Below are 23,117 nucleotides of genomic sequence, written 5' to 3'. Positions count from 1 at the left end.
GTTACCGCGGCGCCGCATAACCCGGCAGGCCCTGCGAAAATGGCGGAACTGCGCCCATCCGGACCCTTTTTATGACCACCTACCGCATTGCCCCGTCCATCCTGTCCGCCGACTTCGCCCGCCTGGGGGAGGAGGTGAAGAACGTCATCGCCGCCGGCGCCGACTGGGTCCATTTCGACGTGATGGACAACCACTACGTGCCCAACCTGACCTTCGGTCCCATGGTCTGCCAGGCGCTCAAGCCACACGCGAAAAAGCCCGACGGCACGCCGGTGCCGATCGACGTGCACCTGATGATCCAGCCGGTGGATGCGCTGGCCGGCGCCTTCATCGACGCCGGTGCCGATCTGGTGAGCTTCCACCCCGACGCCAGTGCCCACGTGCACCGCAGCGTGCAAGCCATCAAGGCCAAAGGCGCCCAGGCCGGCCTGACTTTCAATCCCGCTCAGCCGCTGGACGTGCTGGACTGGGTGATCGAGGACATCGACCTGATCCTCATCATGAGCGTCAACCCAGGTTTCGGCGGCCAGAGCTTCATCGACTCGGCGCTGCGCAAGATCGAGCAGGCGCGCAAGCGCATCGAAGCCAGCGGCAAGGACATCCGCCTGGAAGTGGACGGCGGCATCAAGGCCGACAACATCCGCCGCGTGGCCGACGCCGGCGCCGACACCTTCGTGGCCGGCAGCGCGATTTTTGGCAAGCCGGATTACAAGGCTGTGATCGATCAGATGCGCGCTGCGCTCGCCTGATGCTGGCCGGCATCAAGGCGGTGATCGTCGATCTCGACGGCACCATGGTCGACACGCTGGGCGACTTCGAGGAGGCCCTCAACCGCACCCTGGCCGACCTGGACCTGCCGCCGGTCACGCGCGCCCTGATTGAGCGCACCGTCGGCAAAGGTTCGGAGCACCTGATCCGGTCGGTGCTTGCGCATCAGCTGGCCCTGCCCGAGGTGACCGGGCTGTCCAATGTCTGCCAGGCGCGCAGCGTCGACACGCTCTACGAGCCCGCCTGGCAGCGCTACCAGCACCACTACCTGCGCATCAACGGCGAGTTCTCCGCGGTCTACCCGGGTGTGGTCGAGGGGCTGGCGATACTGAAGTCAATGCGGCTGCCGATGGCCTGCCTGACGAACAAGCCGCTGGCGTTTGCGCAGGGCCTGCTCAAAGCCAAGGCGCTCGACGGGTATTTCGGCTGGGTGTTCGGTGGCGACAGTTTCGAGCGCAAGAAGCCCGACCCGATGCCCATCCTGGGCACCTGCGCAGCCATGGGCGTCGAGCCCGGACGGGCCTTGATGGTCGGGGATTCCCAGAACGACGCCCTGGCGTCGCGTGCGGCGGGCTGCACGGTCGCGCTGGTCACCTACGGCTACAACCACGGCCAGCCGGTGGCGCAGGCTCCGCACGACCTGCTGGTGGACTCGCTGCTTGAACTGGCGCAGCGCCTTACTTCTTGATCCCGAGCAGGGCGTCCTTGAGCTGCCAGTCGGCCGGCTTGGGGCCGAGCCAGATGCGCATCAGGGCCTCGAAGAACTCCGGTTCCCGGAACGGCTCGCCTTCCACCTGGCCTTTGACCGTGAGCACGGTCCCGGTGCCGGGAATCCAGTCGAGCATGAAGTTCTCGCCTGTCTTGAGCACCTTGTGGTTGGTGAACACCTGGCTCATGCGCATCACGCCCGGGATGAGCTTGGCAAAGCTGCCCTTTTCCATGTTGTCTTCCATGCCGCGGGAGAACAGCTTGCCCAGTTCGGCCGAGTCGATGTCGCGCAGCATGGTGATGGTCATGCGCTTGGGTCCGGGCTGGTCCAGCAGCGCGTCGGTTGTGCTGGCGGGCTTCTCCACGTAGAAGCCAGCGGTGTAGACCTTGAACACCGCCTTGTAGCGGACGCCGGCACCGTTGAGGGTCAGGGGCTTTCCGGCCAATGTCACCCGGTCTTCGAGCTTGACGCCTGCCACCTCCACCGTCGCAGCCAGGGTCGGCAGGCTGGCCACGACCAGGGAGGTCGCCAGGACGAGCCGGGACACAAACAGGTGAAGACGCGGCGTATTCATGGGATGGCTCCAAATAGAACGATCGTTCGTTTTTGCATTGTCCGCAAACCCGGAACCGGAAACAAGCTCGGGATGACCCTGAGGTGTTTGCCGGTCGATGACCGGCGCCTCGCAGGCGACGCGCTTTGCTACACTGCGCCGTCATGTTCGCTTCTCTCACGTTCTCTGCAGGTTTCGCACCTGGCCGCAATGGTCGGGGAGCCTGGCCCTGGCGCAAGCCAGCGTAAACGTGCACTCCCCCCTCTGAAGGGGCACGGGCCGGCCCGCAGCGTCCGTCCAGCGCCCCGCAAGCCTGCAGCCGATCCGGCTGCATCCCTCACAGACGGTCCCTGGCACCGCCCAGGCACCCCGGAGCAAGAACCGTGATCACCGAACTCGAATTCAAGAGCCTCACGCAACAGGGCTACAACCGCATCCCGCTGATGGTCGAGGCCTTCGCGGACCTCGAAACCCCGCTCTCGCTGTACCTCAAGCTGGCCCATGGCCGGGGCGATGGCGCCAACAGTTTCCTGCTCGAATCCGTCGTTGGCGGCGAGCGCTTCGGTCGCTACAGCTTTATCGGCCTGCCTGCCCGCGCCCTGCTGCGCGCCAGCGGTTTCGGTGCCGAGGCCAGGACCGAGGTGGTCCGCGACGGCGTGGTGGTCGAAACGAACCACGGCAATCCGCTGGACTTCATCGCCGCCTACCAGCAGCGCTTCAAGGTCGCGCTGCGGCCAGGCCTGCCGCGTTTCTGCGGCGGTCTGGCGGGCTATTTCGGTTACGACGCGGTGCGCTACATCGAGAAGAAGCTGGAACACACCTGTCCGCCCGACACGCTGGGTACACCCGACATCCTGCTGCTGCAGTGCGAGGAACTGGCGGTCATCGACAACCTCTCGGGCAAGCTCTACCTGATCGTCTACGCCGACCCGGCCCAGCCGGAGGCCTACGCCAACGCCAAGAAGCGCCTGCGCGAGCTCAAGGAGGCACTCAAATACTCGGTGGCGGCGCCGGTGGTCAAACCCAGCCAGAGCCATCCGGCCCAGCGCAGCTTCGCCAAGGACGAGTACCTGAAATCGGTCGAACGCGCCAAGGAACTGATCGCCGCGGGCGACTTCATGCAGGTGCAGGTGGGCCAGCGCATCAGCAAGCGCTACACCGAGTCGCCGCTGTCGCTCTACCGTGCGCTGCGCTCGCTCAACCCCAGCCCCTACATGTACTACTACCACTTCGGGGACTTCCACGTGGTGGGGGCGTCGCCCGAGATCCTGGTGCGCCAGGAGCACACGGAAGAGGGGCAGAAGGTCATCATCCGCCCGCTGGCCGGCACCCGCCCGCGCGGCGCCACGCCCGAGAAGGACAAGGCGACCGAGGTCGAGCTGCTGGCCGATCCCAAGGAGCGCGCCGAGCATGTGATGCTGATCGATCTGGCGCGCAACGACATCGGCCGCATCGCCAAGATCGGCACGGTCAAGGTGACCGAGGCCTTCGTGGTCGAGCGCTACAGCCACGTCATGCACATCGTGAGCAACGTCGAGGGCGTGCTGAACGACGGCATGACCAACATGGACGTGCTCAAGGCCACCTTCCCGGCCGGCACGCTGACCGGTGCGCCCAAGGTGCATGCCATGGAACTGATCGACCAGCTCGAACCGGTCAAACGCGGCATTTACGGCGGCGCCTGCGGGTATCTCAGCTACGCCGGCGACATGGACGTGGCGATCGCCATCCGCACCGCGATCATCAAGGACCAGACCCTGCACGTGCAGGCCGCGGCCGGTGTGGTGGCCGACTCGGTGCCCGAGATGGAATGGAGGGAAACCGAACACAAGGCGCGGGCGCTGCTGCGGGCCGCGGAACTGGTGGAAGAAGGTCTGGAGTGAACGCTATGACCACGAACAAAAAAATCCAGCTGCTCATGGTGGACAACTACGACTCGTTCACCTTCAACATCGTGCAGTACTTCGGTGAATTGGGTGCCGACGTGACCGTGGTGCGCAACGACGAGATCACGGTGGACGAGATCCAGCGCCGGCTCGACGCCGGCCAGATCGACCGCCTGGTCATCTCGCCCGGCCCCTGCTCGCCGGCCGAGGCCGGCATCTCGGTGCCGGCCATCCAGCACTTTGCCGGCAAGCTGCCCATCCTCGGCGTCTGCCTGGGTCATCAGGCTGTCGGAGCAGCCTTCGGCGGCAAGGTCATCCGGGCGCAGGAGCTGATGCACGGCAAGACCAGCGTGATCACCACCACGCAGGAGGGGGTGTTCGCGAACCTGCCCGAGCAGTTCACGGTCAACCGCTACCACTCGCTGGCCATCGAACGTGAAAGCTGCCCCGACTGCCTCAAGGTCACGGCCTGGACGCCGGACGGCGAGATCATGGGCGTCAAGCACAAGACCCTGGCCATCGAAGGCGTTCAGTTCCACCCCGAGAGCATCCTGACCGAGCACGGGCACGCCATGCTCAAGAACTTCCTGGAGCAGGCATGAACACTGTCGATCTGCGCAGCGACACTGTCACCCAACCCACGGCCGCCATGCGAGAGGCCATGATGGCCGCGCCGCTGGGCGACGATGTGTTCGGCGATGATCCGACGGTCAACGCGCTGCAGGAACGCATTGCCGCGCTGACCGGCAAGGAGGCCGCGCTGTTCATGCCCTCGGGCACGCAGAGCAACCTCTGCGGCATCCTGGCGCATTGCGGACGCGGTGACGAGTACATCGTCGGTCAGCTGGCCCACACCTACCGCTACGAGGGCGGTGGTGCAGCGGTGTTCGGCAGTGTCCAGCCGCAGCCGCTGACACAGGATGCGCAAGGTCGAATGGCGCTGGCCGACATCGCCGCAGCCATCAAGCCCGACGATCCGCATTTCGCGCGCACCCGGTTGCTGTGTCTGGAGAACACCTGGAACGGCCACGTGATGCCGGACGAATACCTGCGCACCGCGACAGCACTGGCTCGGGAGAAGGGCCTCAATACGCATCTGGACGGCGCGCGCGTGTTCAACGCTGCTGTCGCGTCGGCCGCGCCGGAGCAGACCACGTTCGCCCGCCTGCGCGAGATTGCCGACCACTTCGACAGCCTGTCCGTCTGCTTCAGCAAGGGCCTGGGCGCACCGGTGGGGTCGGCCCTGTGCGGGTCGCACGAACTGATTGCGCGCGCGCGCCGCATCCGCAAGATGGCCGGCGGCGGCCTGCGCCAAGCGGGACTGCTGGCAGCCTGCGCGCTGCACGCGCTGGATCACCATGCGGAGCGTCTGGCCGATGACCACGCCAACGCACGGCGGCTGGCCGACGGCCTGCGCGGCATCGATGGTCTGACGGTGAAATCGGCTGAAACCAACATCGTCTTCGTCGACGTGGCCGATGGCCAAGGTCCGGCGTTGCTGGAGTTCTTGAAAGCGAACGGCGTGCTGGCCACCGGGCTGATCGGCCTGCGTTTCGTGACCCACCTCGATGTGGACACCGCTGGCATCGACCATGCCCTCGCCACCGTGCGCCGCTTCTTTGTCGAGGCGCCCGCAGCGGGCACCGCAGCCGGGCGCACCGGCCCTTACTGATCGGTCCAGGAACAACGCCATGCCCGATTCGACGCAACTTCTCATGTTCATCGCGGCGGGCTGGCTGCTCAACCTCACGCCCGGCCCCGATGTGCTCTACATCGTCAGCAGCGCGCTCAAGAGCGGTGTGCGGGCCGGCATGGTGGCCGCGCTGGGGATCGTCAGCGGCTGCTTCGTCCACGTGTTTGCCGCCGCCCTCGGCGTCGGCGCGTTGCTGGCCACCTCAGCCACAGCTTTCACCTTGCTCAAGTGGGCGGGTGCGGCTTACCTGATGTGGATGGGCGTCAAGTTGCTGCTGGCCAAGGGCGGTGATTCTTCCATCGTGCCGGCGGGCGTGAGCGCGGAGGTGGCGGCGGTGAATCTGTGGCGCGTGTACCGCCAAGGTTTTCTGACCAATGTCCTGAACCCCAAGGTGGCGCTGTTCTTCCTGGCCTTTGTGCCGCAGTTCATCGCGCCGGGCACCGAGGACAAGGTGACCGCCTTTCTGCTGCTGGGTCTGCTGTTCAACCTGAACTCGCTGCCGATCAACTTCGGCTACGCCTGGCTGGCCGGCTGGGCCTCGCGCCGCGTTGGTGCGGTGCAGCGCGCCATGCACTGGATGGACCGCGCGGCCGGCCTCATGTTCATCGGCTTTGGCCTCAAGCTCGCCCTGTCCGACAATCCTTCCCGCTGATTTCCGGAGACCCCCATGCCCCACGCCCACAAGATCACCCCGCAGGAAGCCCTGCAGCGCACCATCGAGCACCGCGAAATCTTCCACGACGAGATGCTGCACCTCATGCGCATGATCATGGGTGGCGAGATGTCGCCCGTGATGATGGCGGCCCTGATCACCGGGCTGCGCGTGAAGAAAGAAACCATCGGCGAGATCACCGCCGCTGCTCAGGTGATGCGCGAGTTCTCGACCAAGGTCCATGTGGCCGACAAGACGCACCTGGTGGACATCGTGGGCACGGGCGGCGACGGCTCGCACACGTTCAACATCTCCACCTGCTCCATGTTCGTGGCTGCCGCTGCGGGCGCCAAGGTCAGCAAGCACGGCGGACGCAGTGTCTCCAGCAAAAGCGGCAGCGCCGACGTGCTGGAGAGCCTGGGAATCAACATCAACCTGCCGCCGGACGTGATCGCGCGCAGCATCGCCGAGGTGGGTGTGGGCTTCATGTTCGCCCCCAACCACCACCCGGCCATGAAGAACGTGGCGCCGGTGCGCCGCGAGCTGGGCATCAAGACCATCTTCAACATTCTCGGCCCGCTGACCAATCCGGCCTCGGCGCCCAACATCCTGATGGGCGTGTTCCACCCCGACCTGGTCGGCATTCAGGTGCGCGCGCTGCAGCGGCTGGGCGCCGAGCATGCGGTCGTGGTCTATGGCCGGGACGGCATGGACGAAGTGTCGCTGGGCGCTGCCACCATGGTGGGGGAACTTAAGAACGGCGAGATCGCCGAGTACGAAATCCACCCTGAGGACTTCGGCCTGACCATGGCCAGCAGCCGCGCGCTGCGCGTGGAGACGCCCGAGGACTCCAAGGCGATGCTGCTGGGCGTGCTGGAGAACCGGGACGATCCAGTGCTCAAGGCGGCCCGCGACATCGTGGCGCTCAACGCCGGCGTGGCGCTCTACGCGGCCAACGTCGCCCCCGACATGGCGCAGGGCATTGCGCTGGCGCGCCGAACCCTTGAATCGGGCGCGGCGGCGGCCAAGCTGCGCGAGCTGCAGGTGTTCACCCAGTCGGCTGTCGCTGGCGCGGGCGTCTGAGGTGCTCCGTGCCCGTGTGGCTGCAGAGCGAAGGCGCCTGGATTGCGTTGGGCGTCTCCGCCCTGTTCATCATCGCCGGTGTGGTCATGCACCGCGTCATCAAGAAGGTGCTGCAGACTCCGCGGCCCGAGGAATCGCAGAAACATGAGTGACATCCTGAACCAGATCGTCGCGGTCAAGCGCGAAGAGATCGCCGCCGCGCGCAAGAAGAAGCCGTTGGAGGCGATGCGCTTTGATGCCGAAAGCCGTGTGCTGACCCGCGATTTCGAAGGTGCGTTGCGCGCCAAGATCGCCGCGGGACAAGCGGCGGTGATTGCCGAGATAAAAAAAGCCAGTCCGAGCAAGGGCGTGATTCGCGAGGACTTCATTCCCGCCGACATTGCCCAGGGCTATGCCGAGGGCGATGGCCGGGTCAGTGCAGCCTGCCTGTCGGTGCTGACCGACCGCCAGTTCTTCCAGGGCAGCGCGGACTACCTCAAGCAGGCGCGAGCCAGCTGCGATCTGCCGGTGCTGCGCAAAGACTTCATGGTCGACCCCTACCAGGTCTACGAGGCCCGGGCCATGGGGGCGGACTGCATCCTGCTGATCGCCGCCTGCCTGGACGATGCGCAGATGGCCGACCTGGAGGCCATCGCCATGGGCATGAACATGGCGGTGCTGGTCGAGGTGCACGACCGCGACGAACTGCATCGTGCGCTCAGGCTGAAAACGCCACTGCTGGGCATCAACAACCGGAACCTGCGCACTTTCGAAGTGACCCTGCAAACCACCCTGGACATGCTGCCCGAGGTGCCGGCCGACCGGCTGCTGGTCACCGAGTCCGGGATCCTCGGGCGAGAGGATGTGCGAACCATGCGCGAGGCTGGTGTGCACGCTTTCCTGGTAGGCGAGGCCTTCATGCGTGCACCCGAGCCCGGGCTGGCGCTGGCCGAGCTGTTTTCCTGAATCGCGTTCATGCGACAGGAATCTTTTGAATGGGACGGCGTGGCGCCGACGCGGCCATCGACCGATCCGGTGCCCTGGCTCAGGGAGATCGACCCGGCGCGTTGGCCGGTCGCAGAGACCTGGCGCCTGGTGCTCGACCGATTCTGGTCGGACAAGGCCGGACAGGGGCTGCTGGCTTTCCTTCGCGAACGCCTGCGGGTCGGCGCGGTGATCTATCCGCCGGAACCTTTGCGGGCCTTGTCCTGGGGGGGGGCGGCCGATGTCCGTGTGGTGATCGTCGGGCAGGACCCCTATCACGGGCCAGGTCAGGCCGAAGGGCTGGCGTTTTCAGTGGCGTCGGGTGTGCGCAAACCCCCGAGCCTGCGCAACATTTTCAAGGAGCTATGCCGTGACCTCGGACTGCCGGAGCCGGAAGATGGCTCACTGGCGCCGTGGGCGCGACAAGGCGTGTTGCTGCTCAACACCTGCCTGACGGTGGAGGATGGTCAGGCGGGTAGTCATGCAGGGCAGGGCTGGGAAGTGCTCACCGATGCCGTCATCGAGGCTTGCAGTGCATCTGCCGTGCCAAAGGTGTTTTTGTTGTGGGGGGCTCACGCCCAGAAGAAGGCCGACTTGATCGATGTGTCCCGCCACAAGGTGCTGTGTGCCAACCACCCGTCACCCTTGTCTGCCAGTCGCGGTCCGGTCCCGTTCCTGGGGTGTGGCCACTTTGGTGCGGCGAACCGGTGGCTGGCGGAGCAGGGTGTTGCTCCAATTGACTGGTCGTTGATGGCGTTGAGTGACACGGTCAAAAAAACCGTGGCATAATGTCGGGCTGCGTTTGTGGAGGGGTGGCCGAGTGGTTAATGGCAGCAGACTGTAAATCTGCCCTCTTGCGAGTACGCTGGTTCGAATCCAGCCCCCTCCACCAATGACTGCAGATGTGAGAGCGATGGAAATCTGTGCGGGAGTAGTTCAATGGTAGAACCCCAGCCTTCCAAGCTGATGACGCGGGTTCGATTCCCGTCTCCCGCTCCATCTTTGGTTGTTGACTCCGCCTGACCAGCGGGCGTGGATTTTGAATTTCAGGGTATCCGGCGTGTGTCGGATGTCTTGGCCCTTGTGGCTCAGTGGTAGAGCACTCCCTTGGTAAGGGAGAGGTCGCGGGTCCGATTCCCGCCAAGGGCACCATCTTTGTTCTGGTGTTTCGGCAATTTTGTTTTGGAGCTGAAAAATGGCAAAAGAGAAATTTGAGCGGACCAAGCCGCACGTGAACGTGGGCACGATTGGTCACGTGGACCACGGCAAGACGACGCTGACGGCTGCCATCACCACGGTGCTGGCTGCCAAGTTCGGTGGCGCCGCCAAGGCCTACGACCAGATCGACGCGGCTCCTGAAGAGAAGGCTCGTGGCATCACCATCAACACCGCACACGTGGAATACGAGACGGCCAACCGCCACTACGCCCACGTGGACTGCCCCGGTCACGCCGACTACGTCAAGAACATGATCACCGGTGCTGCCCAGATGGACGGCGCTATCCTGGTGTGCTCGGCCGCCGACGGCCCGATGCCCCAGACCCGCGAGCACATCCTGCTGGCGCGCCAGGTGGGTGTTCCCTACATCATCGTGTTCCTGAACAAGTGCGACATGGTGGACGACGCCGAGCTGCTGGAGCTGGTCGAGATGGAAGTGCGCGAGCTGCTCTCCAAGTACGACTTCCCCGGCGACGACACCCCCATCGTCAAGGGTTCGGCCAAGCTGGCGCTGGAAGGCGACAAGGGTGATCTGGGCGAGCAGGCCATCATGCGCTTGGCCGACGCGCTGGACAGCTACATCCCCACGCCTGAGCGTGCTGTGGATGGTGCCTTCCTGATGCCTGTGGAAGACGTGTTCTCCATCTCCGGTCGCGGCACCGTGGTGACCGGTCGTATCGAGCGCGGCATCATCAAGGTCGGCGAAGAAATCGAAATCGTCGGTATCGCCGCCACCCAGAAGACCACCTGCACCGGCGTGGAAATGTTCCGCAAGCTGCTGGACCAGGGTCAGGCTGGCGACAACGTCGGTATCCTGCTGCGCGGCACCAAGCGCGAAGAAGTGCAGCGCGGCCAGGTGCTGTGCAAGCCCGGCTCCATCAAGCCGCACACGCACTTCACTGGCGAGGTGTATGTGCTGTCCAAGGACGAAGGTGGTCGTCACACGCCGTTCTTCAACAACTACCGCCCGCAGTTCTACTTCCGCACGACGGACGTGACCGGTGCCATCGAGCTGCCTGAGGGCAAGGAAATGGTGATGCCTGGCGACAACGTGTCGATCACCGTCAAGCTGATCGCCCCGATCGCCATGGAAGAAGGTCTGCGCTTTGCCATCCGTGAAGGCGGGCGTACCGTCGGCGCCGGCGTCGTGGCCAAGATCATTGCGTAATCTTCCTGCTCGTCAGGATTTCAGCCAAGTAGGGGTATAGCTCAATTGGCAGAGCGTCGGTCTCCAAAACCGAAGGTTGGGGGTTCGATTCCCTCTGCCCCTGCCACCCAACAGGACGAGTAAGTCGTTCAGGATCTTGGGTCCTGTCTGTTGAGTGTCATCAGGCCCGCCGAAGTCTTTGAGACTTCTGGTGGGCTTGCGTGTCTGGGGCTTTCGGGTTCTGGTCTCGCCCACAAGTCAAGCATCTTCTGGTATCTCATGGCCACTTCCGAAGTACAAACCGTCAACACAGGTGCCGATAAGGCCAAGCTGGCGGTTGCCGTCGCCTTGCTTCTGGGTGCATTTGTCGCGTTCTACCTTTTGTCCGCGCAAGGCGCTATTGCGCAATGGGGTGCCCTGATCGTGGGCGTTCTGGCTGCGGTGGCGGTGTTCGGTGTGTCCGAGTCTGGCAAGCAGCTGGTAGCGTTCGGGCGCGATTCCTGGCGAGAAACCAAGAAGGTGGTTTGGCCGGCCCGCAAAGAAGCGATCCAGATGACGGCCTATGTGTTCGCCTTCGTCGTGGTGATGGCACTTTTCCTCTGGCTGACCGACAAGACCCTGGAGTGGCTGTTCTACGATCTGATTCTGGGGTGGAGAAAATAATGAGCGAAAACAACAGTCTGCTGGGGACGCCGACGGAAGGCATGCGCTGGTATGTGGTGCATGCCTATTCCGGCATGGAAAAAGCTGCCGAGCGCAACATCGTCGAGCGCATCAACCGGGCTGGTATGCAGGACAAGTTCGGTCGCATCCTGGTGCCGACCGAAGAGGTGGTTGAGGTCAAGAACGGCCAGAAACGCACCACCGAGCGCAAGTTCTTCCCTGGCTACGTGCTGGTGGAAATGGTGATGGATGACGATACCTGGCACCTGGTGAAACACACCAACAAGGTGACCGGTTTCGTCGGTGGTGCCAAGAACCGGCCGGCGCCGATCTCTGAAGAGGATGTGCAGAAGATTGTCAGCCAGATGCAGGAAGGTACCGACAAGCCGCGCCACAAGGTGGAGTTCGTGGTGGGCGAGTACGTGCGCGTCAAGGAAGGCCCGTTCACCGACTTCAATGGCACCGTCGAAGAGGTCAACTACGAAAAGAACAAGCTGCGTGTCTCGGTGACCATCTTCGGTCGCGCCACGCCGGTCGAGCTCGAGTTCAGTCAGGTCGAGAAGACCTGATGTTTTTGGCCGCAGGCGGTTTCACCCGGCGCCCGCGGCTTCCGTTCTTTCCGGGTTTCAACCGCGAGGAGGTTGTCTTCATGACAGCCGTCTGCACTCGCAGGAGCTAAAACATGGCGAAAAAAATCGTCGGCTTCATCAAGCTGCAAGTGCCAGCTGGTAAGGCCAACCCCTCCCCCCCGATCGGTCCGGCGCTGGGTCAGCGCGGTCTGAACATCATGGAGTTCTGCAAGGCATTCAACGCCCAGACCCAGGGCGTCGAACCCGGTCTGCCGCTGCCGGTGGTGATCACCGCCTTCGCGGACAAGAGCTTCACCTTCATCATCAAGACCCCTCCGGCCACGACGCTGATCAAGAAGGCGATCAAGCTGGACAAGGGTTCTCCGGTGCCCAACAAGCAGAAGGTCGGCAAGATCACCCGCGCTCAGCTGGAAGAAATCGCCAAGACCAAGATGAAGGACATGACCGCTGCCGACATCGACGCAGCCGTCAAGACCATCGCTGGTTCTGCCCGTTCGATGGGCGTGATCGTGGAGGGCGTGTGACATGGCCAAGCTGACCAAGAAGCAAAAAGCCTTTGAAGGCAAAGTCGACAGCAACAAGCTGTATGCCCTGACCGACGCTCTGGCGATTGTCAAGGAGTGCGCCAACGCCAAGTTCGACGAATCCATCGACGTGGCCATCCAGCTCGGCGTGGACGCCAAGAAGTCGGACCAGGTGGTGCGCGGTGCCGTCGTGATGCCCAACGGCACCGGCAAGACCAAGCGCGTGGCCGTGTTCGCCCAGGGGGCCAAAGCCGAAGAAGCCAAGGCCGCTGGCGCCGACATCGTCGGCATGGACGACCTGGCTGCAGAGGTCAAGTCCGGCAAGATGGACTTCGACGTCGTGATCGCCTCTCCCGACGCGATGCGCGTGGTCGGTACCCTGGGTCAAGTGCTGGGTCCCCGTGGCCTGATGCCCAACCCCAAGGTTGGCACAGTGACGCCCGACGTGGCCCAGGCTGTGCGCAACGCCAAGGCCGGTCAGGTGCAATTCCGCGTGGACAAGGCCGGCATCGTGCACGGCACGATCGGCCGCCGCTCGTTCGACGCCGACAAGCTGCAAGGCAACCTGGCAGCCCTGATCGACGCGCTGAACAAGGCCAAGCCGGCCACCAGCAAGGGTGTGTACCTGCGTAAGGTGGCGGTGTCGTCGACCATGGGTGTGGGCGTCCGCGTGGACACCCAGTCCATCTCGGCGTAATCGCAAGAGATTCCCGGGGCGCTTCGGCGTACCGGGTGTGGTGGGCCCGCCCGCCGGCCGCAAGGTCAGCAGGTGGGGCCATCCAAGACCGCTGGTGTCAATGGCTCCCCGGATCCGGAGACTTAATCGGAGAAAGCCAGCGCAGATGGCGATCCCGCTGCAGATGGAACCCGTTTCCCTCAACAGTTGGTCGCTGCAATGAAGCGTGTGGACGGGCGCAAGCCCCAAGCACATTGAAGGAGTAGACCTTGAGTCTGAATCGCAGTGAGAAAGAAGCGGTCATTTCCGAAGTGACCAGCCTCGCCGCAAAAGCTCAAACGCTCGTGATGGCGGAATACCGCGGCATCACGGTTGCTGCCATGGACCAACTGCGCGTGAAGGCACGCAGCAGCGGTGTCAGCCTGAGTGTTCTGAAGAACACGCTGGCGCGCCGCGCTGTGGCCGGAAGCCCGTTCGAAGTGGCCGGCGACCAGATGACCGGTCCGCTGATCTACGGCTTCTCCGAAGACGCTGTGGCCGCCGCCAAGGTGGTGGCCGAGTTCGCGAAGACCAACGACAAGCTGGTCATCCGCGGTGGCGTTTACGGCGGCAAAGTCCTGGATCAGAACGGCGTGAAGCAGCTCGCCAGCATTCCTTCGAAGGAAGTGCTGCTGGCCCAGCTGTGTGGCTTGCTGAAGTCGCCGATCTCCCGCACCGCCGTGGTGCTGGGTGCCCTGGCGGCCAAAAAAGGCGAAGGCGCTGCCGCTCCGGCAGAAGAAGCTGCTGCAGCCTGATCGGCGCAGTGAGTTCGTTTAACCAATTGTTAGGAAATCAAAATGGCATTCGATAAAGACGCATTTCTGACGGCGCTGGACAGCATGACCGTCATGGAACTCAATGACCTGGTCAAGGCCATTGAAGAGAAGTTCGGCGTGTCCGCCGCAGCCATGGCTGCTCCGGCCGCTGGTGGTGGCGGTGCCGCTGCCGCAGCTGCTGAAGAGAAGACCGAATTCAACGTCGTGCTGACCGAAGCCGGCGCCAACAAGGTGTCCGTCATCAAGGCCGTGCGCGAAATCACCGGTCTGGGTCTGAAGGAAGCCAAGGATCTGGTCGACGGCGCTCCGAAGAACGTCAAGGAAGGCGTTGCCAAGGCCGACGCCGAAGCCGCCGTCAAGAAGCTGGTGGAAGCCGGCGCCAAGGCCGAACTCAAGTAATTCGGTTCTGGTCAGGGGCTGGAGTGCTCGAAAGGGCCTCCAGCCTTTGGTGCTTTCAGAACACCGATAAGCAGATTCGCAGAGTCTTCTTATCCGTGTCTTCTGACCCCGACTGCAGAAGACCACTTGGTCCGGGCCTGCGTGCAACGCGCAGGTCGTCCGCCAACGGCAGGTAGTGGCCTGCCGCCAAGCCCGTCACCCGCCGCCTTGAGAGCGACGGTTTGGCTGATCAGTCGCCGCAGACCTCAAGCCCGGAGATCTCATGGCATCCGCATCGAAATATTCCTACACCGAACGCAAGCGCATCCGCAAGAGCTTTGGCAGCCGCGAGAATGTGCTCGCGATTCCCTACCTGCTGCAGATGCAGAAGGACGCCTACACCGCGTTCCTGCAGGCCGACACCGCGCCCAAGAAGCGCACCGCTGAAGGCCTGCAGGCCGCCTTCGAAGCCGCCTTCCCCATCGTCTCGCACAACGGTTTTGTCGAGATGAAGTTCGTCGAATACAACCTGGCCAAGCCAGCGTTCGACGTGCGCGAGTGCCAGACCCGCGGTCTGACCTTCGCTTCCGCCGTGCGCGCGCGCGTGCAGCTGATCATCTACGACCGCGAGTCCTCGACCGCCCAGTCCAAGGTGGTCAAGGAAGTGAAAGAGCAAGAGGTCTACATGGGCGAAGTGCCCCTGATGACCGACAAGGGCTCCTTCATCATCAACGGCACCGAGCGTGTCATCGTGTCGCAGTTGCACCGCTCGCCGGGTGTGTTCTTTGAGCACGACAAGGGCAAGACGCACAGCTCGGGCAAGCTGCTGTTCTCGGCCCGCATCATTCCCTACCGCGGCTCCTGGCTGGACTTCGAGTTCGACCCCAAGGACATCCTGTTCTTCCGTGTCGACCGCCGCCGCAAGATGCCGGTCACCATCCTGCTCAAGGCCATCGGCCTGACGCCGGAAACCATCCTGGCGAACTTCTTCGTCAACGACCACTTCCGCCTGATGGACAGCGGCGCCCAGATGGCCTTCGTTTCCGAGCGCCTGCGCGGCGAGGTGGCCCGTTTCGACATCACCGACAAGTCGGGCAAGGTGGTGGTTGCCAAGGACAAGCGCATCACCGCGCGCCACACCCGTGAGCTGGAGCAGTCGGGCACCACGCACATCAGCGTGCCGGAAGATTTCCTGATCGGCCGCGTGATGGCCAAGAACATCGTCGATCCGGACACCGGCGAGATCATCGCCAAGGCCAACGACGAGCTGACCGAAGCCCTGCTGAAGAAGCTGCGCTCGGCCGGCGTGCAGGAACTGCCCTGCATCTACACCAACGAACTGGACCAGGGCGCCTACATCAGCCAGACCCTGCGCACCGACGAAACCGTCGACGAGTTCGCTGCCCGCGTGGCCATCTACCGCATGATGCGCCCCGGCGAGCCGCCGACCGAAGACGCCGTGCAGGCCCTGTTCCACCGCCTGTTCTACAACCCGGACACCTACGACCTCTCGCGCGTGGGCCGCATGAAGTTCAACGCCCGCGTGGGCCGCGACGAAGCCACCGGGCCGATGGTGCTGTCCAACGACGACATCCTTGCCGTGGTCAAGATCCTGGTGGACCTGCGCAATGGCCGCGGTGAAGTCGACGACATCGACCACCTGGGCAACCGCCGCGTGCGCTGCGTCGGCGAACTGGCCGAGAACCAGTACCGCACCGGTCTGGCGCGTATCGAGAAGGCCGTGAAGGAGCGTCTGGGTCAGGCCGAGCAAGAGCCGCTGATGCCGCACGACCTGATCAACTCCAAGCCGATTTCCGCGGCCCTGAAGGAGTTCTTCGGCGCGTCCCAGCTGTCGCAGTTCATGGACCAGACCAACCCGCTGGCCGAGATCACCCACAAGCGCCGCGTGTCGGCCCTGGGCCCGGGCGGTCTGACCCGCGAACGCGCCGGCTTCGAGGTGCGCGACGTGCACGTGACCCACTACGGCCGCGTCTGCCCGATCGAAACGCCGGAAGGTCCGAACATCGGCCTGATCAACTCGCTGGCCCTGTACGCCCGCCTGAACGAGTACGGCTTCATCGAGACCCCGTACCGCCGCGTGGTGGACGGCAAGGTGACGAACCAGATCGACTACCTGTCGGCCATCGAGGAAGGCAAGTACGTCATCGCCCAAGCGAACGCGACGCTGGACGCCGAAGGTCGCCTGACCGGTGACCTGATCTCTGCCCGTGAGAAGGGTGAATCCATCCTGACCCCGGCCGACACCATCCAGTACATGGACGTGTCGCCGGCGCAGATCGTGTCGGTGGCCGCTTCGCTGGTGCCCTTCCTGGAGCACGACGACGCCAACCGCGCACTGATGGGCGCCAACATGTCGCGTCAGGCCGTGCCCACACTGCGTCCGGAAAAGCCGCTGGTCGGCACCGGCATCGAGCGCGTGGCCGCGATCGACTCCGGCACCGTGGTGACCGCCCGCCGCGGCGGCGTGGTGGACTACGTGGACGCCACCCGCATCGTGATCCGGGTCAACGACGCCGAGGCCGTGGCTGGCGAAGTGGGTGTGGACATCTACAACCTGATCAAGTACCAGCGTTCCAACCAGAACACCAACATCCACCAGCGCCCCATCGTCAAGCGCGGCGACAAGCTGGCCAAGGGCGATGTGATCGCCGACGGTGCGTCGACGGACCTGGGCGAGATCTCGATCGGCCAGAACATGCTGATCGCCTTCATGCCCTGGAACGGCTACAACTTTGAGGACTCGATCCTGATCAGCGAGCGCGTGGTGGCCGACGACCGCTACACCAGCATCCACATCGAGGAACTGGTGGTGATGGCGCGCGACACCAAGCTGGGCGCCGAAGAAATCACCCGCGACATCCCGAACCTGGCCGAGCAGCAGCTCAACCGCCTGGACGACTCCGGCATCATCTACGTGGGCGCCGAAGTGCAGCCTGGCGACGTGCTGGTGGGCAAGGTCACGCCCAAGGGCGAGACCACGCTGACGCCGGAAGAGAAGCTGCTGCGCGCGATCTTCGGCGAGAAGGCCTCCGACGTGAAGGACACCTCGCTGCGTGTGGACCAGGGCTCGCAGGGCACCGTGATCGACGTGCAGGTCTTCACCCGCGAAGGCATCCAGCGCGACAAGCGCGCCCAGCAGATCATCGACGACGAGCTCAAGCGCTTCCGTCTGGATCTGAACGACCAGCTGCGCATCGTCGAGGCCGACGCCTTCGACCGTATCGAAAAGCTGCTGCTGGGCAAGGTGGCCAATGGCGGTCCGAAGAAGCTGGCCAAGGGCACGAAGATCGACAAGGCCTACTTGGACGAGGTCGAGAAGTACCACTGGTTCGACATCCGCCCGGCGGAAGACGACGTGGCCGCCCAGCTTGAGTCGATCAAGAACTCCATGGAGCAGACCCGCCACAGCTTCGACCTGGCTTTCGAAGAGAAGCGCAAGAAGCTCACCCAGGGTGACGAGCTGCCCGCAGGCGTGCTCAAGATGGTCAAGGTCTATCTGGCCGTCAAGCGCCTCCTGCAGCCTGGCGACAAGATGGCCGGCCGCCACGGCAACAAGGGTGTGGTTTCCAAGATCACCCCGGTGGAAGACATGCCCCATCTGGCCGACGGTACCCCGGTCGACATCGTGCTGAACCCGCTGGGCGTGCCTTCGCGCATGAACATCGGTCAGGTGCTCGAAGTCCACCTGGGATGGGCCGGCAAGGGCCTGGGCCAGCGCATCGGCGACATGCTGCAGCGCGAAGCCGCGATGACCGAAGTGCGCGGGTTCCTGGAGCAGATCTACAACGCCACCGGCCGGAAGGAAGACCTGTCTGAGCTGTCCGACGACGAGCTGCGCGTGATGGCGCAGGAGCTGACCAACGGGGTCCCGTTCGCTTCGCCCGTGTTCGACGGCGCGTCCGAACAGGAGATCATGGACATGCTCAAGCTGGCCTATCCGGACGACGTCGCCAAGGCCAAGGGCCTGACCGAGACCCGCACCCAGGCGCAGCTCTACGACGGTCGCACCGGCGAAGCCTTCGAGCGCAAGACCACCGTGGGCTACATGCACTACCTCAAGCTGCACCACCTGGTCGACGACAAGATGCACGCCCGTTCCACCGGCCCGTACTCCCTGGTCACCCAGCAGCCGCTGGGCGGCAAGGCCCAGTTCGGTGGCCAGCGTTTCGGTGAGATGGAAGTGTGGGCGCTGGAGGCCTACGGTGCTTCGTACATCCTGCAGGAAATGCTCACCGTCAAGTCCGACGACGTGCAGGGCCGCACCAAGGTGTACGAGTCCATCGTCAAAGGCGAGCACTCGATCGATGCGGGCATGCCCGAGTCGTTCAACGTGCTGGTCAAGGAAATCCGCTCGCTCGGTATCGACATCGAGCTGGACCGCTCCTGATTCACTGAAGAAAAGGAAAGCAATTCATGAAATCCTTGCTCGACCTGTTCAAGCAGTTCACGCCCGACGAACACTTCGATGCGATCCGCATCGGTCTGGCCTCGCCGGAAAAAATCCGCTCCTGGTCCTTCGGTGAAGTCAAGAAGCCCGAGACCATCAACTACCGCACGTTCAAGCCCGAGCGCGACGGTCTGTTCTGCGCCAAGATCTTCGGCCCCATCAAGGACTACGAGTGCCTGTGCGGCAAGTACAAGCGCCTCAAGCACCGCGGCGTGATCTGCGAGAAGTGCGGCGTTGAAGTCACGCAGACCAAGGTGCGCCGCGAGCGCATGGGTCACATCGACCTGGCCGCGCCCTGCGCCCACATCTGGTTCCTGAAGTCGCTGCCTTCGCGTCTGGGCCTGATCCTGGACATGACGCTGCGTGACATCGAACGCGTGCTGTACTTCGAAGCCTATGTGATCGTCGACCCGGGCATGACCCCGCTGAAGAAGTTCGCGATCATGTCGGAGGACGACTACGACGCCAAGCGCAAGGAATACGGCGACGAGTTCATCGCCAAGATGGGCGCCGAAGGCATCAAGGAACTGCTGCAGGCCATCGACCTCGACATCGAGATCGAGAAGCTGCGCAACGACCTGACCGGCTCCGAGCTGAAGATCAAGAAGAACGCCAAGCGCCTGAAGGTGCTGGAAGCCTTCAAGAAATCCGGCATCAAGCCCGAGTGGATGGTGCTGGACGTGCTGCCCGTGCTGCCGCCGGACCTGCGTCCGCTGGTGCCGCTGGACGGCGGCCGCTTCGCGACCTCCGACCTGAACGACCTGTACCGCCGCGTCATCAACCGCAACAGCCGTCTGCGCCGCCTGCTGGAACTCAAGGCTCCTGAAATCATCGCCCGCAACGAAAAGCGGATGCTGCAGGAAGCCGTGGACTCGCTGCTGGACAACGGCCGCCGTGGCAAGGCCATGACGGGCGCCAACAAGCGCGCCCTGAAGTCGCTGGCCGACATGATCAAGGGCAAGAGCGGCCGCTTCCGCCAGAACTTGCTGGGCAAGCGCGTCGACTACTCGGGCCGTTCCGTCATCACCGTGGGCCCGACCCTGAAGCTGCACCAGTGCGGTCTGCCCAAGCTGATGGCCCTTGAGCTGTTCAAGCCCTTCATCTTCTCGCGCCTGGAAGCCATGGGCATCGCCACCACCATCAAGGCGGCGAAGAAGGAAGTCGAATCCGGCACGCCGGTGGTGTGGGACATCCTGGAAGAGGTCATCAAGGAACACCCGGTTCTGCTGAACCGTGCGCCCACGCTGCACCGCCTGGGCATCCAGGCTTTCGAGCCCATCCTGATCGAAGGCAAGGCCATCCAGCTGCACCCGCTCGTCTGCGCGGCCTTCAACGCCGACTTCGACGGTGACCAGATGGCCGTTCACGTGCCGCTGTCGGTGGAAGCCCAGCTGGAAGCCCGCACGCTGATGCTGGCCTCCAACAACGTGCTGTTCCCCGCCAACGGCGAACCCTCCATCGTGCCCTCGCAGGACGTGGTGCTGGGTCTGTACTACGCGACCCGCGAGCGCATCAACGGCAAGGGCGAAGGCATGGTCTTCGCCGACCTGGCCGAGCTGCAGCGTGCGCTGGACAACGGCGTGGTCGAGATCACCGCCAAGATCAGCGTGCGTCTGACCGAGTGGACCAAGAACAAGGAAACCGGCGAGTTCGTGCCCTCCACCAAGCTGGTGGACACGACTGTGGGCCGTGCCCTGCTGTCGGAAATCCTGCCCAAGGGCCTGGCCTTCGAGGTGCTGAACAAGGCGCTGAAGAAGAAGGAAATCTCCAAGCTGATCAACGCCTCCTTCCGCAAGTGCGGTCTGAAGGAGACCGTGGTCTTCGCCGACAAGCTGCTGCAGAACGGTTTCCGCCTGGCCACCCGCGCCGGCATCTCGATCTGTGTGGACGACATGCTGGTGCCCAAGGAGAAGGCCGGCGTGATCGAGCGCGCCGAAGCCGAGGTGAAGGAAATCGCCCAGCAGTACGCCTCCGGTCTGGTGACCGCCGGCGAGCGCTACAACAAGGTGGTGGACATCTGGGGCAAGGCCGGTGACGAGATCTCCAAGGTCATGATGGCCCAGCTGGCCAAGCAGAAGACCATTGACGCGTCGGGCAAGGAAGTCGACCAGGAATCGTTCAACTCGATTTACATGATGGCCGACTCGGGCGCCCGCGGTTCCGCGGCCCAGATCCGCCAGCTGGCAGGCATGCGCGGCCTGATGGCCAAGCCGGACGGCTCCATCATCGAGACCCCCATCACGGCGAACTTCCGTGAAGGTCTGAACGTGCTGCAGTACTTCATCTCCACCCACGGCGCCCGGAAGGGTCTGGCCGACACGGCGCTGAAGACTGCGAACTCCGGTTACCTGACACGCCGTCTGGTGGACGTGACGCAAGACCTGGTGGTGAACCAGGAAGACTGCGGCACGACCAATGGCACGCTGATGCGCGCCATCGTCGAGGGCGGTGAAGTGATCGAGTCGCTGCGCGACCGCATCCTGGGCCGCACCACGGCCGAGGAAGTGATCCACCCCGAAACCCGCAAGGTGTTGCTGGGCGCCGGCGTGCTGCTGGACGAAGACATGCTCGACGACCTTGAGGCCGCTGGCGTGGACGAAGTGAAGGTCCGCACGGCCCTGACCTGCGAGACCCGCTTCGGCATCTGCGCCAAGTGCTATGGCCGCGACCTGGGTCGTGGCGGTCTGGTGAACATCGGCGAAGCGGTCGGCGTGATCGCTGCCCAGTCCATCGGTGAGCCCGGCACGCAGCTGACCATGCGCACCTTCCACATCGGTGGTGCCGCGTCCCGTGCGGCCGTGGCCTCCAGCGTGGAAGCCAAGTCCTCGGGCGTGATCGGCTTCAACGCCACGATGCGCTACGTGACCAACACCAAGGGTGAACTGGTGGTGATTGCGCGTTCCGGCGAAATCATCATCCACGACGAACACGGTCGTGAGCGCGAGCGCCACAAGGTGCCCTACGGCGCCACGCTGTCGGTCAAGGCCGACCAGCAGATCAAGGCCGGCGCCATCCTCGCCAACTGGGACCCGCTGACCCGACCCATCATCACGGAATTCGCCGGTACGGTGAAGTTCGAGAACGTGGAAGAAGGTCTGACGGTGGCCAAGCAGGTCAACGACGTGACCGGTCTGTCCTCGCTGGTGGTGATCGATCCGAAGCACCGCGGCTCCGCCAAGGTGGTGCGCCCGCTGGTCAAGCTGCTGGATGCCCAGGGCCAGGAAGTGAAGATCCCCGGCACCGACCACTCGGTGACGGTGGGCTTCCAGATCGGCGCGCTGCTGGAAGTGCGCGACGGTCAGGACGTCGGCCCAGGCCACGTGCTGGCGCGCATCCCGGTCGAAGGCCAGAAGACGCGCGACATCACCGGCGGTCTGCCGCGGGTGGCCGAGCTGTTCGAGGCCCGCAGCCCGAAGGACAAGGGCATGCTGGCCGAGATGACCGGTACCGTGTCGTTCGGCAAGGAAACCAAGGGCAAGGTCCGCCTGCAGATCACCGATCCGGAAGGCAAGGTCTGGGACGAGCTCATCCCCAAGGAAAAGAACATCCTGGTGCACGAAGGCCAGGTGGTCAACAAGGGCGAGAGCGTGGTGGACGGTCCGGCCGATCCGCAGGACATCCTGCGCCTGCTGGGCATTGAAGAGCTGTCGCGCTACATCGTCGACGAGGTGCAGGACGTCTACCGTCTGCAGGGTGTGAAGATCAACGACAAGCACATCGAGGTGATCGTTCGCCAGATGCTGCGCCGCGTCGTGGTCGAGAACCCGGGCGATTCGTCCTACATCGCCGGCGAGCAGGTCGAGCGTTCGGAGATCCTCAACACCAACGACGCCCTGCGCGCCGAAGGCAAGATCCCCGCGACCTACTCCAACGTGCTGCTGGGCATCACCAAGGCCTCGCTGTCGACCGACTCGTTCATCTCGGCCGCGTCCTTCCAGGAAACGACCCGCGTGCTCACCGAAGCCGCGATCATGGGCAAGAAGGACGAGCTGCGCGGCCTGAAGGAAAACGTCATCGTCGGCCGCCTGATCCCCGCGGGCACCGGCATGGCCTATCACGAAGCCCGCAAGGTCAAGGAAAAGATGGACGACGAGGAGCGCCGCGCCATCGCCGAGGCCGACGCGCTGTCGCTGGCCGCGGACCAGGCCGAAGCCGCCGGTTCCGGCGAAGCGTCGGAATAAGCCGGCACCAGGACGGAACCGCCGTCCGATCCTTCAACGCCCCCGGTCGTCAGGCCGGGGGCGTTTTTCATGGGCGCTCCACACCGGGGTGGACAGGGGCTTGGGCTATATTGCGCACGCCCGCCGGGGCGGTCCCGGCGCCTCACGAAG

At 64.1% G+C, this 23,117-nt stretch carries 20 protein-coding genes and 4 tRNA genes; 23 read left to right on the top strand and 1 reads right to left on the bottom strand.

The genetic code is table 11. From position 1 onward, the window contains the following. Positions 1-71 precede the first annotated feature (71 nt). The gene (gene rpe / locus HPF_RS21760) at positions 72-749 is read left to right on the top strand and encodes a ribulose-phosphate 3-epimerase (RefSeq protein ID WP_066156694.1); all 678 of its coding nucleotides are present in this window, start codon (positions 72-74) and stop codon (positions 747-749) included. Further along, positions 749-1,456: a phosphoglycolate phosphatase gene (gph, locus tag HPF_RS21755; RefSeq protein WP_133157805.1), complete on the top strand. Its 708-nt coding sequence runs from the start codon at positions 749-751 to the stop codon at positions 1,454-1,456. The genes rpe and gph overlap by 1 nt, the downstream gene beginning before the upstream one ends. On the opposite strand, the gene HPF_RS21750 is transcribed toward gph, so the two are convergent. Continuing rightward, complete coding sequence (locus HPF_RS21750; RefSeq protein WP_133157804.1) at positions 1,446-2,051, bottom strand: chalcone isomerase family protein; 606 nt, start codon at positions 2,049-2,051, stop codon at positions 1,446-1,448. The genes gph and HPF_RS21750 overlap by 11 nt on opposite strands. A gap of 362 nt (positions 2,052-2,413) precedes the next feature. On the opposite strand from HPF_RS21750, the gene trpE reads away from it, so the two are divergent. From trpE to rpoC, 21 genes are all read left to right on the top strand, one after another. Next, entirely contained in the window at positions 2,414-3,913 is a 1,500-nt protein-coding gene (gene trpE, locus HPF_RS21745) for an anthranilate synthase component I (RefSeq protein ID WP_133157803.1), read from the top strand. Between the two features lie 5 nt (positions 3,914-3,918). After that, on the top strand, positions 3,919-4,518 hold the full coding sequence (locus HPF_RS21740) for an anthranilate synthase component II (protein ID WP_133157802.1): 600 nt from the start codon (positions 3,919-3,921) through the stop codon (positions 4,516-4,518). Then, positions 4,515-5,588 (top strand): low-specificity L-threonine aldolase, encoded by a 1,074-nt coding sequence (gene ltaE, locus HPF_RS21735; RefSeq protein WP_133157801.1) that lies wholly within the window; start codon positions 4,515-4,517, stop codon positions 5,586-5,588. Before HPF_RS21740 ends, ltaE begins: the two co-directional genes overlap by 4 nt. 19 nt (positions 5,589-5,607) lie before the next feature. Continuing rightward, a complete protein-coding gene (locus tag HPF_RS21730) occupies positions 5,608-6,261 on the top strand; it encodes a LysE family translocator (protein ID WP_079367426.1) in 654 nt (217 codons plus the stop codon). Positions 6,262-6,276: 15 nt separating this feature from the next. Further along, entirely contained in the window at positions 6,277-7,344 is a 1,068-nt protein-coding gene (trpD, locus tag HPF_RS21725; protein ID WP_079367427.1) for an anthranilate phosphoribosyltransferase, read from the top strand. An 8-nt stretch (positions 7,345-7,352) separates the two neighbouring features. Further along, positions 7,353-7,496, top strand: coding sequence for a hypothetical protein (locus HPF_RS23715; protein WP_157576303.1), 144 nt, complete (start codon positions 7,353-7,355; stop codon positions 7,494-7,496). Next, positions 7,489-8,289, top strand: a complete 801-nt coding sequence (trpC, locus tag HPF_RS21720; RefSeq protein ID WP_133157800.1) for an indole-3-glycerol phosphate synthase TrpC — start codon at positions 7,489-7,491, stop codon at positions 8,287-8,289. Before HPF_RS23715 ends, trpC begins: the two co-directional genes overlap by 8 nt. 9 nt (positions 8,290-8,298) lie before the next feature. Continuing rightward, positions 8,299-9,096 (top strand): uracil-DNA glycosylase, encoded by a 798-nt coding sequence (locus tag HPF_RS21715; protein ID WP_133157799.1) that lies wholly within the window; start codon positions 8,299-8,301, stop codon positions 9,094-9,096. Between the two features lie 17 nt (positions 9,097-9,113). Then, positions 9,114-9,199, top strand: a tRNA-Tyr gene (locus HPF_RS21710). Positions 9,200-9,232: 33 nt separating this feature from the next. After that, a tRNA-Gly gene (locus HPF_RS21705) sits at positions 9,233-9,306 on the top strand. Between the two features lie 78 nt (positions 9,307-9,384). Next, a tRNA-Thr gene (locus HPF_RS21700) sits at positions 9,385-9,459 on the top strand. 43 nt (positions 9,460-9,502) lie between these two features. After that, entirely contained in the window at positions 9,503-10,693 is a 1,191-nt protein-coding gene (gene tuf / locus HPF_RS21695; protein ID WP_079364208.1) for an elongation factor Tu, read from the top strand. 30 nt (positions 10,694-10,723) lie between these two features. Further along, positions 10,724-10,799: transfer RNA gene (locus tag HPF_RS21690), tRNA-Trp, on the top strand. A gap of 152 nt (positions 10,800-10,951) precedes the next feature. Next, complete coding sequence (secE, locus tag HPF_RS21685) at positions 10,952-11,335, top strand: preprotein translocase subunit SecE (protein ID WP_066160545.1); 384 nt, start codon at positions 10,952-10,954, stop codon at positions 11,333-11,335. Further along, entirely contained in the window at positions 11,335-11,904 is a 570-nt protein-coding gene (gene nusG / locus HPF_RS21680) for a transcription termination/antitermination protein NusG (RefSeq protein ID WP_066160542.1), read from the top strand. The genes secE and nusG overlap by 1 nt, the downstream gene beginning before the upstream one ends. A gap of 113 nt (positions 11,905-12,017) precedes the next feature. Further along, on the top strand, positions 12,018-12,449 hold the full coding sequence (rplK, locus tag HPF_RS21675; protein ID WP_066160539.1) for a 50S ribosomal protein L11: 432 nt from the start codon (positions 12,018-12,020) through the stop codon (positions 12,447-12,449). Position 12,450: 1 nt separating this feature from the next. Further along, positions 12,451-13,146: a 50S ribosomal protein L1 gene (rplA, locus tag HPF_RS21670; RefSeq protein WP_066160536.1), complete on the top strand. Its 696-nt coding sequence runs from the start codon at positions 12,451-12,453 to the stop codon at positions 13,144-13,146. Positions 13,147-13,394: 248 nt separating this feature from the next. Then, a complete protein-coding gene (gene rplJ, locus HPF_RS21665) occupies positions 13,395-13,919 on the top strand; it encodes a 50S ribosomal protein L10 (RefSeq protein WP_066160532.1) in 525 nt (174 codons plus the stop codon). 42 nt (positions 13,920-13,961) lie between these two features. After that, entirely contained in the window at positions 13,962-14,339 is a 378-nt protein-coding gene (rplL, locus tag HPF_RS21660; protein WP_066160529.1) for a 50S ribosomal protein L7/L12, read from the top strand. 262 nt (positions 14,340-14,601) lie between these two features. Then, positions 14,602-18,726, top strand: coding sequence for a DNA-directed RNA polymerase subunit beta (gene rpoB / locus HPF_RS21655; protein ID WP_133157798.1), 4,125 nt, complete (start codon positions 14,602-14,604; stop codon positions 18,724-18,726). A 26-nt stretch (positions 18,727-18,752) separates the two neighbouring features. Beyond that, positions 18,753-22,967: a DNA-directed RNA polymerase subunit beta' gene (rpoC, locus tag HPF_RS21650; RefSeq protein WP_066160524.1), complete on the top strand. Its 4,215-nt coding sequence runs from the start codon at positions 18,753-18,755 to the stop codon at positions 22,965-22,967. Positions 22,968-23,117: the final 150 nt, after the last annotated feature.

The sequence above is a fragment of the Hydrogenophaga pseudoflava genome, assembly GCF_004353865.1.
Taxonomy (GTDB): domain Bacteria; phylum Pseudomonadota; class Gammaproteobacteria; order Burkholderiales; family Burkholderiaceae_C; genus Hydrogenophaga; species Hydrogenophaga pseudoflava.
The sequence above is the reverse complement of the archived record's forward strand: the minus strand, read 5'-3'. Positions and strand labels throughout refer to the sequence as shown.